We start from the raw sequence: 14,296 nt of genomic DNA, 5'->3' as shown, positions 1-14,296 counted from the left end.
CATCCCACATGACATTTCTTGCGCCCTTGCGGCTTGCCATCGATATTGGTGGTACCTTCACCGACACCGTGCTGGTTGACGCGGCGGATGCGGTCATCGCTTCGACCAAAACACTGACCACGCATGACAATCCGGCAGAAGGTGCCCTCCTTGGCGCAACGCGGGCGTTGGCGGACGCCACTGCAAGCATGACGGACATCATAGGGTTCATCCACGGCACCACCCTGGCCACCAATGCGCTGATCGAAAAGCGTGGGGCGCGGGTTGCGACGATTACGACCGAAGGATTTCGCGACATCCTCGAAATTGGCTACGAACGGCGCTACAGCCAATATGATATCAATTTGCAAAAGACCGATTTCCTGGTGCCCCGGGATCGCGCGTTGACGGTGCGCGAACGCATGTCCGCCTCGGGAGAGGTTTTGATCGCCCTGGACGAGGCCAGCATCGCGGATCTGATCGCCAAGCTGGATGACTGCAAGGCCGAAGCGGTGGCAATCTGCTTGATGCATGCTTATGCAAACCCCGCGCATGAGCAGCGGTTGCGGCGCCTTTTACAGGATGTGCGCCCGGATCTGCGGATATCCATCAGTTCCGAGGTCAGCCCCGAAGCGCGGGAGTTTGACCGGCTCTGCACCACTGTGGCCAATGCCTATATCCAGCCGCTGATGGCCCGTTACCTTGACGCCTTTGCCTCTGCGTTCAAATCAAAAGGGCTGCGGTGCCCGATCCTGATGATTACGGCGGGGGGTGGCATGACCACATTGCACACGGCAGGCCAGTTCCCGATCCGGCTGGTTGAAAGCGGTCCTGCAGGTGGCGCGATCCTGGCGGCCCGGATTGCCAGGGAAAACAATCTTGGCGCGGTGCTGTCATTTGATATGGGCGGCACGACGGCCAAGCTGTGCCTGATCGATGATGCGACGCCGCAAACCTCCCGGCAGTTCGAAATTGGTCGGGCGGCCCGGTTCATCAAGGGATCCGGCATGCCGGTACGCATCCCCGTGATTGACATGATCGAGATCGGCGCTGGCGGCGGATCCATTGCCGCAGTGGACCGGCTGGGGCGTTTGACGGTCGGACCCAAAAGCGCCGGATCAGAACCTGGACCGGTGGCTTTTGGTCGGGGTGGGGGTGATCCGACCGTTACAGATGCGGATGTGGTCCTCGGCTATATTCAGCCGGAAAATTTTGCCGAAGGTCAGTTTGCAATCGAAACGGCGGCAGCGGAGGAGGTGCTTCTGACAACACTTGGCATGCCGCTGGGTCTGGATGCTTGCGGCGCGGCGGATGGGGTGAGCCGTATAGTCGATGAAAGCATGGCCAGTGCCGCGCGCACTCATGCGGTGGAATCCGGTAAGGTGTTGAGCCAGCGCACGATGATCGCCTTTGGTGGTAACGGGCCGCTGCATGCATGTCGCGTGGCCCGCAGCGCCGGGGTGTCACGGGTTCTGATCCCGGCCAACCCCAGTGTCGGCTCCGCGTTGGGGTTTCTGTTTGCGCCTGTGTCCTTCGAGATCGTGCGCAGCCGCTACGCGTTATTGGCAGAAATGGACATTGCGGCGATCAACAGGTTGCTGGGGGACATGTGCCGTGAAGCCCTTGCAGTGGTGCGTCAGGGTGACGCCGAAGCACCAATCACCACCCGCAGATCAGCCTACATGCGCTATCACGGGCAGGGGCATGAGATCGAAATCGCGCTGCCGGATCGCGCGATCTCAGCGGAAGATCTGAAATCGCTGACTGCTGCGTTTGAAACCGCCTATTCCGCTCAGTTTTCCCGGCCCGTGCCCGGTATGAACATCGAGATTCTGAATTGGTCGGTGCATCTTTCGACACCCATGCGGCCCTTGTCCGAAATCACGGCGCAACCCCGCTTGCGACATATCCAGCCGACCCGGACAAAGCGCATCTTCTGCGACGTCAGCGGGGTTTTTCGCGAAGCGGCTTTTGTGCCGCGAGAGGTGCTCAGACCGGGTGACCATCTGTCCGGGCCCGCGCTGATCGCAGAGCCGCAAACAACCACATTTGTGGGTGCGGATTTCACCCTGGACGTGGACATGCGCGGCACCCTCATTCTGACCCGGGAGACCCAAAGTGACTGATATCTCGCCCGCCCACCTACAAGTGATGTGGAACCGCCTGGTGGCCGTTGTCGAAGAACAGGCGCAGACCCTGATCCGCGCGGCATTTTCGCCGATTGTGCGGGAATGCGGTGATATTTCGGCTGGTATCTTCGACGCCCGCGGCGAGATGCTTGCGCAGGCCGTCACCGGCACCCCGGGGCATATCAACACGATGGCGGAGGCGGTGAAACACCTGCGCGCGCGCTTCCCGGCGGAGACCATGAAACCCGGTGACATCTACATGACGAACGATCCCTGGTTGGCGTCGGGGCACCTGAACGACTTTTTGCTGATGATGCCGGTGTTCCGGCAAGGGCATGTGGTTGGCTATACGTCATGCACCTCACATCTGGTGGATTTGGGAGGGCTCGGGATGGGCCCTGAAGGCTCAGATGTCTACGATGAGGGTCTGTTGATCCCGCCCTGCAAACTGGTGGATCAGGGTACCGTCAACACCTTGTTGATGGACATCGTGCAGGCCAATTCACGCGAACCCATCGCCAACGAGGGCGATATCTATGCGCTTATCGCCTGTTGTGAAGCGGGTGCGGCCCGGCTGGCGGCGATGATGAATGAATTCGATCTCAGCGATCTTGATCGCCTGTCACACTATATCATTGAAACCTCCCGACGGGGGACGCTGGATGCCATCAGCCAGGTTCCGGAGGGGCGATACATCAATGAAATGACGATGGATGGCTATGATGTCCCCCTAACCCTGCGTGCGACGCTGACCGTGCGCAAGGACGGCCTGCATCTGGATTTCGCCGGGACATCGCCCTGTTCATCCAAAGGCATCAATGTGCCGCTGAACTATGCTGCGGCCTATTCGGTATTTGCGATGCGCTGTATCATCGGGCCGGATATTCCAAACAACGCAGGATCATTGGCCCCCTTCGTGGTGACCGGGCCGCCGGGATGCATTCTGAACGCAGAGCATCCCGCGCCGGTAGCGATGCGCCATACGCTGGGCCAAATGACACCTGACCTTGTGCTGGGGTGTTTGCATCAGGCCTTGCCCGATCTGATCCCCGCCGAAGGGGCTTCCTGCATGTATGATTTGCCAATGCGTCACACGGCTGACGCGGCGCGTGATGGTGGGCGCAGATTTGCCATTGAACTGGTGCACAACGGGGGTACGGGCGCGCGCCCGACCTCAGACGGGCTGTCGGCGACCGCGTTTCCCTCTGGCGTCTTCGGCAGCCAGGTCGAAATCGCCGAAGCCGTTGCGCCCATCACCATCTGGAGGCGCGAGTTACGTCCCGACTCAGGCGGTGCCGGTCAATATCGGGGGGGTCTGGGTCAGGTGATCGAATTGTCCTCCGCAATCGATCAGCCCTTTCTGGTCTTCCTATCCGTCGAACGTCTTGAAAACCCGGCGGCGGGGCGACAGGGCGGGCGATCCGGCGCACCGGGGCGTATCCGCGTCAGCGGTCGTGTGGATGACATTCCGGGCAAATGCGAGCTGCGGGTTGATGCTGGGGAACGATTGATCTTCGAGACGCCGGGTGGCGGGGGTTTTGGCGATCCTGCGCAGCGCGACCGGGCGGCGATACAATCTGATGTGAAGTGTGGCGTTGTCACACCGGGGGCCGCGCAAGCGCTCTACGGGGTCAGGACATGATCCGCGCGGTAAAATCCGTGGCGGACATGCCCGCCTATGCGCTTGCCGACGTCGGCAGCAGCACCGCGATCTCACTAGCGCAAAACGAATGCGCTTTCGCTCCCAGCCCGACAGCGATTGATGCAGGAACGCAGGCTCTGCGTGACGGACCACTTTACCCCGACCCGGATTGGGGGGACCTGTGCCGCACCATTGCAGAGGTGCACGCAGTCCCGCCTGAGCAGGTTCTCTGTGGCGCGGGATCGATGGAATTGATCGGATGTGTCATTCGCGCCTTCGCCGGACCAGGGGATGAGGTTCTCGGATCGCAATATGGCTATCTCTTTGCGGCCACCGCCGCGCAACAGGCTAGCGCAACATATATTGCAGCTGCGGAAACGGATTTCACCGTTTCGGTTGACCATATGCTGGAAAAAGTCACGGCCAGAACGCGTGTCGTTTTCATTTGCAACCCCGGCAATCCCACGGGGACGCGGATCGCCAATGCGGAAATTTCCCGGTTGCGCGATGGCTTGCCCGACACGGTGCTGTTGGTGGTGGATCAGGCCTACGGTGAATTTGACGATCAGGACCCGCGCGAGGTCTTTGCGCTGGTAGCGCGCGGGAATACCATTGTGATCCGCAGCTTTTCCAAGGCCTACGGTTTAGCATCTGCCCGTGTTGGCTGGGGGCTGTTTCCCGGCACAATCGCCCTAGAGGTGCGCAAACTCCTGAACCCGAACAACGTCCCGCGTGTCAGCCAACAGATGGCCGCGGCAGCGATGCGCGATCAGGCGCATATGCGCGGGATCGTGAGCCGGACCGCGCAAATTCGGGATGGTTTTTCCGAGCAGCTGCGGCAGGCCGGATTGACCGTTCCAGAGAGCCATACGAATTTCGTGCTGATCGCCTATGCCACTGCCGAGCGCGCCACCCGGGCGGATACCCTCCTGCGTGCCGAAGGATATGTTCTGCGCGCGATGGGTGGATACGGTCTTGGGTCTTGTTTGCGCGTCACGATCGGAACGCAGGATGTGATGGCGACCGTTGCCGATATTCTGGTGCGGGAGGCCACGGATGAAAAGTGATCGCACCGGGCCAAAAATCGGGGTGCTTGTGCCCTTTACCAACTGCAATCTGGAGCCGGATATGATGGCGCTGTGCCCGCCCGGCTGCACCGTGCATTTCGAACGAATGGGGGGGTACGACATCAATGAAATACCCGGTTCCGATCAGATGGCTGGGCTCGGCGCTTCCGATATTTCGGAAAACCTGCGCTTGATTTCCGGTGTCCGCCCGGCGGCGGTGCTCTATGGCTGCACCTCGGCGACGCTGACACACGGGCGTACCTTTGATCGCGAACTTGCGACACGGATCGCGGAGCTCTCCGGTGCGCTGTCCTTTACAGCTGCGGGGTCGCTGATCATCGCGCTGAACGCTCTGGCCATCACGCGGGTTGGTTTTGCATCGCCCTACGTCGGCGACATCAACGATCAGGCGATTGCATTTTTGGCTCAAGAGGGCGTCGACGTTGTTCAGCGTGTCGATATCGGGCGCGATCTTGGAAACTACGGGCAGGGTGCGCTGACACCCTCGGAGGTCTATGACCTTGCCCTGCAGGCAGATCACCCACAGGCGCAGGCGATTGTTCTCTCCTGCACCGATATGCGGTCGGTTGAGGCAATTGCACGGATCGAAGCAAGGCTCGCCAAGCCGGTGGTCACTTCCAACCAGGCGATGATCTTCGCGATCACGCAGGCGTTGGACCTGCCTTGTCATTCTAACGCGCCGGGGCGGCTGTTTGATCGTCTGTAAAGGACGCTAAGCGCGTGGCGCAGGCTCAATACCCGCGTACGGGATCAACGATGTTCAATAGCGGTGTGCCGCGCCGGTATCTCGTCAGGTTGTCGCAAAACATGCGCACCGACTTCAGATCCCAGCCGTCATACACGGAGGCACAATGCGGGGTTACGATGACATTCGGCATCTCCCAGAACGGGCTGTCCTCGGGCAATGGTTCTGTTTCGAATACATCCAGGGCCGCTCCTTTGAGCGCGTTTTTCTGAAGCGCCTGCGCCAGTGCCTTCTGATCGACAACGCCCCCGCGGGATACATCTATCAGAACCGCGTTGCGTTTCATCATCTTGATCGCTGTGGCGTCAATCATGCCAAGGGTGCTGTCCAGTAGCGGCACGCACACCGCAATAAAATCCGCTTGCGGCCAAAGATCTGGCAGATCTGCCATGCCCTGCACCACATCAACGTGGTCGAGCGGCGCGGGGCGTGCACGCACCCCTAAAACCCTCAGCCCGAGGGCTTTGCACCGCTGCGCAATAGCCTGCCCGGTCCTTCCCAAACCAACGATGAGAATGGTTTTGCCTGCAATGGGTTCAACCTTTCCAGCGCTCCAATGGCGTTCCTTTTGCGCGCGCTTGAACCCCGGTAGGTCCAGTGAGAAATGCAGCATCGCGCCTAGCGTGTATTCGGCCATCATATCCGCCGCGACCCCCCCTGCATTGGTCACGGTCAGCCGTTTGCTGTCCCATGTGCCCAGATGATCCGTGCCCGACCCCCCAACAGACAACCAGCGGATCGTCGCGCTGTTCACAGTGGCGTCGCGGGGAAAGCCAGGCGTGCCGGCAAAGCGCACGGAATAGACCACCTCGGCAGCATTATCCGCAATCATCTGCGGCAAAGCGGCGTATGAATCGCAGGTATGGATCTCCAGATCAGGATGCGCGGCGGTGGCGATCTGCAATGCCGGGTCCGGATTTTCCGTGTGCAGAATAACAACGGGCGCGCTGCTCATAAGGTAGTCCTATCGTCAATTGTTGCCGCGATCCTGGCGGAAAAGGCCCAGCTTCTCTTGCGCGGCCCTGTCCGAGTAGGAGAAAATTACCGTCTCTTCATCGGCTTCATGCCTGATCCAGTGCCACGAGGGCGCAACGAAGATGTCCTTTGGACCCCATTCATAGGTCTTGTCACCGATGGTGCTGCGCCCGGTCCCTTCGACAACAGTGAAGACGGTTGCATCCGTGGCGCGATAGGCCGCCGTTTGGAATGCCTTCGGCAGAAGCTGCAGGAAGGTTGCCATCGTCAGCATCGCATACCCACCATCAAGCGGGTTCACATAGCGCATTTTCAACCCGTGGCAGGGATCCCAATCCGCTTGCTCTTTCATCTTTTCCAAAGCTGCCCGAGAGCGTTCGTAAGGATAGTTGAAGAGTGGTGAGGCCGCGGATTTTGTCTCGAAGTCGACCGGCAGCATATTAGCTCCAAATCGCGCCAGACTGTCACCCGTTTCCCGCGTTACCGGTTGTGCCTCTGCCTCGAACCCTTCCGCAAAAGACGCATCGAAAAAGGACACCAGCGGAATGTCCAACCCATCGAGCCAGATCATCGGTTCATGCGTTTCGTTTCCGTGATCATGCCATGCATTGGGCGGCGTGATGACAAAATCGCCGTACCGCATCTCGGTCCGCTCTCCGTTGACGGCGGTATGCGCGCCGGACCCATCCAGCACGAACCGCAATGCCGTCTGGCTGTGACGATGTGCTGGCGCAACCTCCCCCGGCATGACCAGTTGCAGCCCAGCATAAAGCGATGTGGTAATCTTTGAGGTCCCGCGCAGCCCGGGGTTTTCGAGGATCAGAACGCGCCGCCCCGCCTCCTTGGCGCTGATCAGGCCACCTGCTTCCAGTAAATGCGCTTTCGCATCGGCGAACCTCCAGAGATGCGGATGGCAATCGCTCTTGGGCTCCGGGGTGATGATGCTCGACATGACTTCCCAGAGCGGGGTGAAGGCTTCCTTGTCGATCTTCTCATAAAACGCGAGGCGTTCAGGCGTGATTGCGGGTTTTTCTGTCAGCGACATGCGGCTCTCCAGCGGTTCGAAACATCCGGACACCATCAGGCTAGCAGATTTTCGATGACACGCGAGCGTGGCATTGCCCGCCAGGGATTGCGCGCTGCTAGGCCACTAAAGCTAGGGTTTGGGACCGTTGCGGGCACGTTGGATGAAATTGAACAACAGCGTGAGCAAAAGCAGAAGGATCAGCGCAATCAGGAAGACCTGGGGCCAGACCGCCTTATGGTCACAGACGGTCAGGATGACCAGCATCGCCAGAATACCCGCCACCCCAATGCGCACAAACCCCAGACGGAACGCGATCTTATCCACCAATCCGCTGTAGAAGGACCGCCATGTGAGCAAGGCAACCACCGCAAAAACGGCCATCGTGACCAACGCGATATAGGCGCGTCTTGGGCAGGACCAGGTGCAGACCTGATCAAAGGTGCCTTGTATGATCGCCAGTTCCGCGGGCAGGGTCGGCGCGTTCCATTCAGACGCGATGATCTCGGCCAGTCTGGGCGTTTCAGGCGCATCAACCAGCGGGACAGGCCAGAAACCGATGCCTGCAAAGTTATCCTGAAAATAAACCACGTCATCGACAAACTGGCTGAAGGCCTCTTTGTTCGGATCTGGGTCCTGATCGTCAAGCGGGCGTTGTTTCACGAATTCATGCGCGGCAGGGGGCAGAACCGGGATGATGCTGCGCAACACGGTGGACCGTTCCGTGCCGCGAAAATCGCCGTGGTCCATGCGCGCGCGCAGGTTCTTTTTGGTCTCCGTGGTGGGCCGTTCAAGGAAAACGAGGATCTTGTTGACCGTCTTCTCGCCATCTTCGCCGGCAATCAGCAATTCGCGCAGATCGTTCATCAGCGCTTCGCTCGGGGAGACATCGATCAGGGAGAAGTCGAAAGCGACGTTCACGGACTGACCGCGCTGGCTGACTTCATTCTGCACCTGCTCAATGATGCTGATCATTTTGCTGGCGTTTACATCGTCATTGGGCCGACCGGAATAATCCTCGAAAATCAGGGTGACGCCATCCGGTTGCATCGTGTCAAAAAGCGTCGGGATTGCATCCCTGATGCCATTGAGTGAGTGGTCGCGAAACCGCTCGATGGGCTCCGATTGATCCACAATGCGCTCGATTGCATAAGACAACTCGCGCTCCGACCACTCCGCCCAGTTGCGCAGATCAAAGGCGAGATCGACTTCGGCGCGGTGCCGGTGTGCGCTGTTGATGAAGTCGCGCTTCATCTTCACCCAATGCGTCACATTTTTCAGCTGCAGGTTCCGGTCGCCCGCGGCAGCATCCGGAAACTCGAAATTGAATTCCAAGCCGTAGAATGCCACCCGACTGATCAGCCCGAAATCGATGGGGGCAGGGGCGGGCGGCACCTCCTCGCTTTCAGCGGGAGCATCTGCAAGGGGAGAGAACCAGAAGGGGTAAAAGCCGTAGACATTGCTGTTGCCGGGCAGGTTCCGCTCAGGCATGCAATTGCAGTTCGGAATGGCAAAATCGCCCGTCAGACGCGGATCCGCGGTGTTTTCGATCCGTGTCGTGGCCAGGGCCACAGTCCGGGCCGCCAGTTCCTTGGAAAGTGGCGCATCTTCGGTCTGGCCGGTCGCAGGCGGGATGGTATCGAGTGCTGCGCGAAAAAGCCTTTCGGTCGGATAGGTTATGCCCAAGAGGGTTTGCATGCGCGCTTCGAGATTTACCGCCGTGGCATCGCCCGCGGCGCGAATGACGTCGGGCAGCGCGACGATCCCGTCTAGCAAATCCTGTGTGAGCTGCCAGTCACTGCTGATCGCCGCATCGATCAGCGCCATGTCGCGGGCCACGATTTCATTGACCTGATCGGGCACAAGCGGGCGCAGCAGTTCGCGGACATCCGCTTTCAGCAGTTCCACATTTGTCCCAACGATGAAGGGACCGTCATAGATGGCCTGGGCAAAGACCTCGTTGGTCAGCGTCTGCAAGGCGGCGGTTACACTGGCATCGGTGATCCCAAGCAGCGGCGGCAATTCAAGTGGTTCGAAGTTCTCCGGATCGACGCGTGCCACATCCAGCGTATCCGTCACCTCCTCCGCCGCACCGCTGAGCAAATCTGCCGCGGCCTCGATCTGCGCGTTCAATGCGTCGGTCAGCGCATTGGACAGGTTCACCTCAAGCCCGGCGATCAGATCATCGCGATTGGCCACCTTGACGCCGGTGAGGGGCGCCAGAATGGGGGCGCTATCGATCAGATCTGGGTTCAGCTGGAACCCGGCGACCCGCTCCGGATCAAGCTGATACCTGAGGCCCAACTGTTCAGGGCTCAACACAAGCTGGCTGATCCTATCCAGCCCGCAGAGGTCCAGCGCATCCTTGAGCAGATCGCGGATCGCCGTGTTGAGCAGATCTGCATTGGTAAAGCTTTGTTCGGCGAGGGGCGCCAGCAATCCGGCGATGTCCACGGTCTGCACCAGAAGATCCAGTTGCGGCTGATCGAAGCTGAAAAAGGTCTGAGTGCTGGGCTGAGATACCACCGTGCAGGATGGCGGATCTTCCGCGACACCGGCCACCGCGTCAGGGGTTTTCACCGTCTCAAATTCCTGCAACAGAGACAAAACCGTGTGCTCTGTGCCCGCCAAGAGGAACAAGCGCCGCTGCAAATCCTTGGCCATCCACCGCGCAAAAGCCGGGTCTTGCAGATCCTCCAACGCGCCGGGGAAGGCGGCCTCCAACCGCCCAAAGGCCTCCAGCGCATCGACAAAATTTGTCCCCGCGCCCGTAACAGGAATGACCTGACAAAGCTCCTCTGGTGTCTCGTCCAACCCCAGAATGTCAAAGGCCACCTGTGCATCATCGGTCAGCGCAACATCCGCAAGACCGGTACAGGAAACGTTCAGGCTTGGCCGCAACACCACTGCCGTCATGGCAGGCGTGCCTGCAAGGCGCAGGAGCGTCAGATCGGGGGTCTCGGCCGGTGTCAGCGAGACGAAATTATCAACCGCCGTCAAGCGTCCGCGCCAAAGCGGCGCATAGGAGGTCAAATCACCAAATTCGACGGCCAGTTTCACCGTTTCAGCAGCGCCGTTTTCCGTCGTCAAACCGGGTATCTCGGCGCACAGTCGGGCCAGACCACCCCTGGTGTAGCTTCCCCAGGTACTATCGGTCAGCAAGGGGTTGGCGTCCTGCAGCGACGTTGCCAACCCCCGCTGCATCGTTGCAAAAAGCGTGACCTGATCCGCATCTTTCAGGGTCTCAGGCAAAACCGTTCGGGTCTTGATGTCGAACAGATCGGTGGCGGAGAGGGAACTGAACAAGGCCTGGCAAAAGCTCTGGTCGCTCTCCTGCTCCTGCGCGCTTGCTCCCATCGGGAGCAGGCTGATCAAAAGGGCAAAGACAGCCAACAGCCTTTGGATCAACGGGGTCATGCTGTACGTCCTTCTTTGCGCATTTCGCTTGTGATTGCGTTGCGGATATCCTTGGCGGAAACCGTCGCTGACTTGCGCCGCAAGGCGGATATCGCTGCGTGCCGCACCACATTGGTGATTGATCCGCCAACCAGCGCATGTTCCTGCGCAATCTTGTCCACATCCACGTCGTCGGCCAGGGGAACGCGTGCGAGCAGCCCTGACCAGATCTTGTGACGCTGCTCCGGATCCGGTCTGGTGAACCCCAGAGCCATCTGAAAGCGCCGGAAAAACGCATCATCGATATTGCCACGCAGGTTGGTTGCAAGGATCACAAGGCTGCGACAATCCTCGATCCTTTGCAGCAGATAGGAGACTTCCTGATTGGCATATCGGTCGTTGGAAGAGGTCGTCGCGGTACGGTTTCCAAAAAGCGCGTCAGCCTCGTCGAAAAACAGGATCCATTCGCGTTCCGCCGCCATGTCAAAGACAAGCCCGAGGTTTTTCTCGGTCTCGCCGATGTATTTGGAGACAACCATCGACAAGTCGATGCGGTAGACGTCCAACCCGGTGCGTTTGCCCAAAAGCGACGCGGTCAGGGTTTTGCCGGTGCCGGGCGGACCATAGAAAAGCGCCTTGAAGCCATCCCCCAATTGACGCGACAGGCCCCAGTCACCCAAAATCTGCTCCCTGTTCTCCAACCAGGCGATGATGTGGCCCAGGTTGTGTTGCAGATCACGGGGCAGGGCGAGATCGTCCCACTCCAGCCCGGTCTTGAGCCGTTTGGCGGGAAAGCTTGGGGAAAAATCAGGTTTTGGGGCGGATCCTTCGCACAGGGCGACAACGCGGTGCACCGGAAGATGGAGCGTGGCCGAAAAAACCGTGGTGGAGGTGGTGCCAAGATCAAGCCCCGCCGCCTGTCGCAAGGGGTTATCGACATCAAAATAATGCATCGCATGAATGCGTTGTGTCGGGTCCGACCCGGCCACCAGAAACAGGGCCGTTTCTGCCGTGGGGTGGAAGGCATTTTCATTGATGATGCCCCCGAACTGCGAAAACACGCGATCAATGGGCGTGTTTTTGACAAAAAAGGGATCAAGAATGGAGGAATGCACATGTGGCGCGATCGCCAGCGCCAATATCAACCGCGCCTCCAGAGATAGCTTTGCGCGTTTGATCAGCTGCGCCAACGCCGATGCGGGCGGCAAATCGGGCGGGGACTGCAATGCGAATTCAGTCTCTGTTCCGGCGAAAAAATGCTTCAGCCGACCATCGATCACCTGCGCCAGCCATGACAGCTCCGCGCTGATGGCCCGGGCGTGATCTGTCACCTGTGCGGCGTCAGGCAAGCGGTGTACCTGGGCGTCAGCCATCTTGCTCCCTCCAATTCACGGTGCAGGGCTCAGGCATCCAGGGCAGGGCAACTGTCCCAAAGCTCCATGGCAACTGATCAAGCAACATATCAAACGGGCCACGTTCAACACGCAGCACCCAAGAGGCTTCCTGCGCGCGCAGCGTCGCGTTGCGCCGGATAAACGCCTCCCGCAACCCGTCTGGTGACGTCTGCCCCAGCGCACCCCAACGCTCAATCACCGAGGCAAGCAGGCTGTTGATCAAAGCCAGGTCAGGCGGTTCCGCCACCTTGCCTGTTGGCGCCGCCCAGTTTTGCGGCAGACCCAAAAGCAGTTTCTCAACAGGATCGGTGGGCTGATCTTCGACGGCTTGCGGATCGCCAATCAACTGCAGCGCGCGTCTGGCGATGGGCACATGCTGCTTTGGAAGCCGTCGTTTGGAATCCAAGAGGTCCAGACGTTCGAATAGAAGCGGCAGGAACGGGTGGAATAAAACCAGACCGCCGCGCTGTGAAAGGTAGCTTAGTCCGGGTTCTGTCGAAACGGGCTTTACAGGGTCTGTAACGTTGGATTCGCTGCCACTTTTTGCTCTGTCGCGCTTTGCGTTCACAAGAAGGGCTTCCACCGTAGACAGCGCTCTGTGTCGCAAGGCTGGAGAATACGTACCATCCGCGTAGCTCAACCGTACTGCGACCTGCCGCAACGCCTTGCGCAAATTGCGCGTGTCTGGAAACAGGACACTCAATCGCTGCGCCAAGAACGCCTCAAACGTATCGTCAGGGCCGCGCGGGGCGGTCACCAGAGCCATAATCGCCTGTGCGTATGCGCGCTCCATTTCAGAATGAGACGGGTGAATGTGGCTTTCGGATCTAGCGCCCCTTGAGGTGTCTTCGACTGCGGTGTCATGGGCTGTCTCCGCCCCATCTAGAGCCTTCGCATCCGGGGTATGGGTCGGAGAAGACATCCCGCTGCCCGGCAATTCCTGCTCAGGATCCAACGTGCGCGGCTCTGTTTCTGAACCCGAAAGGGGACTGGGGTCCTCCCCGTCTTGTTCGAAGGACAAGTCGGGTTTCGCAAGTGGTGCGCTTTGGGGTTCAGAGTCCGAAGCGGTCGCTTCGCGGTTTGTCTTAGGGTCAGCTTGCTGCGCGGCGGGCCGATTTTCCGCATCATCCGCAGTCCCCAGCGCGTCGCCCTTCGGTGCCAGGTTTTGATCGCTTAGAGGCCCAATGGATGGTTCAGACATCGGCGAAGCCTCTTCGGTTTCGCTGCCCGTGCGATGCGGTGTTGCGACGCTTGACGGTGAGTACCCGAATGAGGCTTCCGGCGCCCCCACATCAGCCCTTGGCAAGGCTTGCCAAACCAAATCGAACAATGCGCGCCAGTGAAGGCCACTTTCTGCGTCGAGACCATCCGCGACAGCCTTGAGTGTCGGCGCGACGGCACGCAGAGCCGAGGCACCCACAGATTGGTTAGGTGGAACAGTATCTCCTGGATTGAGATCGCGCGTTGCGATGGTTCGCCGATCATCGCGGGCTGTATCCTCTGATGCCCCTCGCGCCATAGACTGGGTGTCGTCGCCATAAGCCTCCGGGTGTTCCAAATCTCCCGATTTGCCTAAACTGGGGCTCGTTTCATTCAGAGCTGTGGGGGCCTCTTCTGATCCGGAGTGATCCAAAGTTTTGCGCGGCGCACTGTCTAAAGATCCGTCACCCTTGCCGTCGCCTGGCTTGCCGGGCCGGGGGCCAGCGCCATCACCGGCCAGCCTTGTATCTTCCGCCGTTGGCGCAGTCGGTTCAGGCGTATCGACCACTGGGTTGCGTGGTCGCGTTTCGGCCAAGGATGGCGAGTTTTCGGAGCGTGTTTTTGAGTTTGTGTGGGAGGCTGTCCGATCAGCAGTCTCAGCAGTCTCAGCAGTCTCAGCAGTCTCAGCAGTCTCAGCAGTCTCAGCAGTCTCAGCAGTCTCAGC

The 14,296-nt window shown here is 59.6% G+C and carries 9 protein-coding genes; 4 read left to right on the top strand and 5 right to left on the bottom strand.

Annotation, left to right across the window (positions count from 1 at the left end):
* Positions 1-8 precede the first annotated feature (8 nt).
* From Q1A63_RS24345 to Q1A63_RS24330, 4 genes are read left to right on the top strand one after another with little or no spacing between them, the layout of a single operon-like run.
* Complete coding sequence (locus Q1A63_RS24345) at positions 9-2,105, top strand: hydantoinase/oxoprolinase family protein (protein WP_298976544.1); 2,097 nt, start codon at positions 9-11, stop codon at positions 2,103-2,105.
* Positions 2,098-3,750 (top strand): hydantoinase B/oxoprolinase family protein, encoded by a 1,653-nt coding sequence (locus Q1A63_RS24340; protein ID WP_298976545.1) that lies wholly within the window; start codon positions 2,098-2,100, stop codon positions 3,748-3,750. Before Q1A63_RS24345 ends, Q1A63_RS24340 begins: the two co-directional genes overlap by 8 nt.
* Entirely contained in the window at positions 3,747-4,817 is a 1,071-nt protein-coding gene (locus tag Q1A63_RS24335; RefSeq protein ID WP_298976547.1) for a histidinol-phosphate transaminase, read from the top strand. Before Q1A63_RS24340 ends, Q1A63_RS24335 begins: the two co-directional genes overlap by 4 nt.
* Positions 4,807-5,544 carry an Asp/Glu racemase gene (locus Q1A63_RS24330; protein ID WP_298976548.1) on the top strand — a complete coding sequence of 246 codons (738 nt, stop codon included), beginning with the start codon at positions 4,807-4,809 and terminating at the stop codon, positions 5,542-5,544. Before Q1A63_RS24335 ends, Q1A63_RS24330 begins: the two co-directional genes overlap by 11 nt.
* A 25-nt stretch (positions 5,545-5,569) precedes the next feature.
* Here the strand turns inward: Q1A63_RS24330 and Q1A63_RS24325 are convergent, their stop codons facing one another.
* The 5 genes from Q1A63_RS24325 to Q1A63_RS24305 all read right to left on the bottom strand — a co-directional run.
* Positions 5,570-6,538, bottom strand: a complete 969-nt coding sequence (locus Q1A63_RS24325; RefSeq protein WP_298976550.1) for a D-2-hydroxyacid dehydrogenase — start codon at positions 6,536-6,538, stop codon at positions 5,570-5,572.
* A gap of 15 nt (positions 6,539-6,553) precedes the next feature.
* The gene (gene gtdA, locus Q1A63_RS24320) at positions 6,554-7,603 is read right to left on the bottom strand and encodes a gentisate 1,2-dioxygenase (protein ID WP_298976552.1); all 1,050 of its coding nucleotides are present in this window, start codon (positions 7,601-7,603) and stop codon (positions 6,554-6,556) included.
* Between the two features lie 111 nt (positions 7,604-7,714).
* A complete protein-coding gene (locus Q1A63_RS24315; protein WP_298976554.1) occupies positions 7,715-10,999 on the bottom strand; it encodes a hypothetical protein in 3,285 nt (1,094 codons plus the stop codon).
* On the bottom strand, positions 10,996-12,351 hold the full coding sequence (locus Q1A63_RS24310) for an ATP-binding protein (protein WP_298976555.1): 1,356 nt from the start codon (positions 12,349-12,351) through the stop codon (positions 10,996-10,998). The genes Q1A63_RS24315 and Q1A63_RS24310 overlap by 4 nt, the downstream gene beginning before the upstream one ends.
* Positions 12,344-14,296, bottom strand: a 1,953-nt coding sequence (locus tag Q1A63_RS24305) for a contractile injection system tape measure protein (RefSeq protein ID WP_299632650.1), incomplete at its 5' end; no start/stop codon positions are given. The genes Q1A63_RS24310 and Q1A63_RS24305, both read right to left, overlap by 8 nt.

Origin of the sequence: uncultured Roseobacter sp. (genome assembly GCF_947499265.1) — a bacterium.
GTDB lineage: Bacteria > Pseudomonadota > Alphaproteobacteria > Rhodobacterales > Rhodobacteraceae > Roseobacter.
Note: the sequence above shows the minus strand (reverse complement) of the source record. Positions and strands in the feature narration are given on the sequence as shown.

Coding starts and splice junctions, on each gene's coding strand:
- Q1A63_RS24345 (WP_298976544.1), top strand. CDS start 9: ATGACATTTCTTGCGCCCTTGCGGCTTGCCATCGATATTGGTGGTACC.
- Q1A63_RS24330 (WP_298976548.1), top strand. CDS start 4,807: ATGAAAAGTGATCGCACCGGGCCAAAAATCGGGGTGCTTGTGCCCTTT.
- Q1A63_RS24325 (WP_298976550.1), bottom strand. CDS start 6,538: ATGAGCAGCGCGCCCGTTGTTATTCTGCACACGGAAAATCCGGACCCG.
- Q1A63_RS24310 (WP_298976555.1), bottom strand. CDS start 12,351: ATGGCTGACGCCCAGGTACACCGCTTGCCTGACGCCGCACAGGTGACA.
- Q1A63_RS24335 (WP_298976547.1), top strand. CDS start 3,747: ATGATCCGCGCGGTAAAATCCGTGGCGGACATGCCCGCCTATGCGCTT.
- gtdA (WP_298976552.1), bottom strand. CDS start 7,603: ATGTCGCTGACAGAAAAACCCGCAATCACGCCTGAACGCCTCGCGTTT.
- Q1A63_RS24315 (WP_298976554.1), bottom strand. CDS start 10,999: ATGACCCCGTTGATCCAAAGGCTGTTGGCTGTCTTTGCCCTTTTGATC.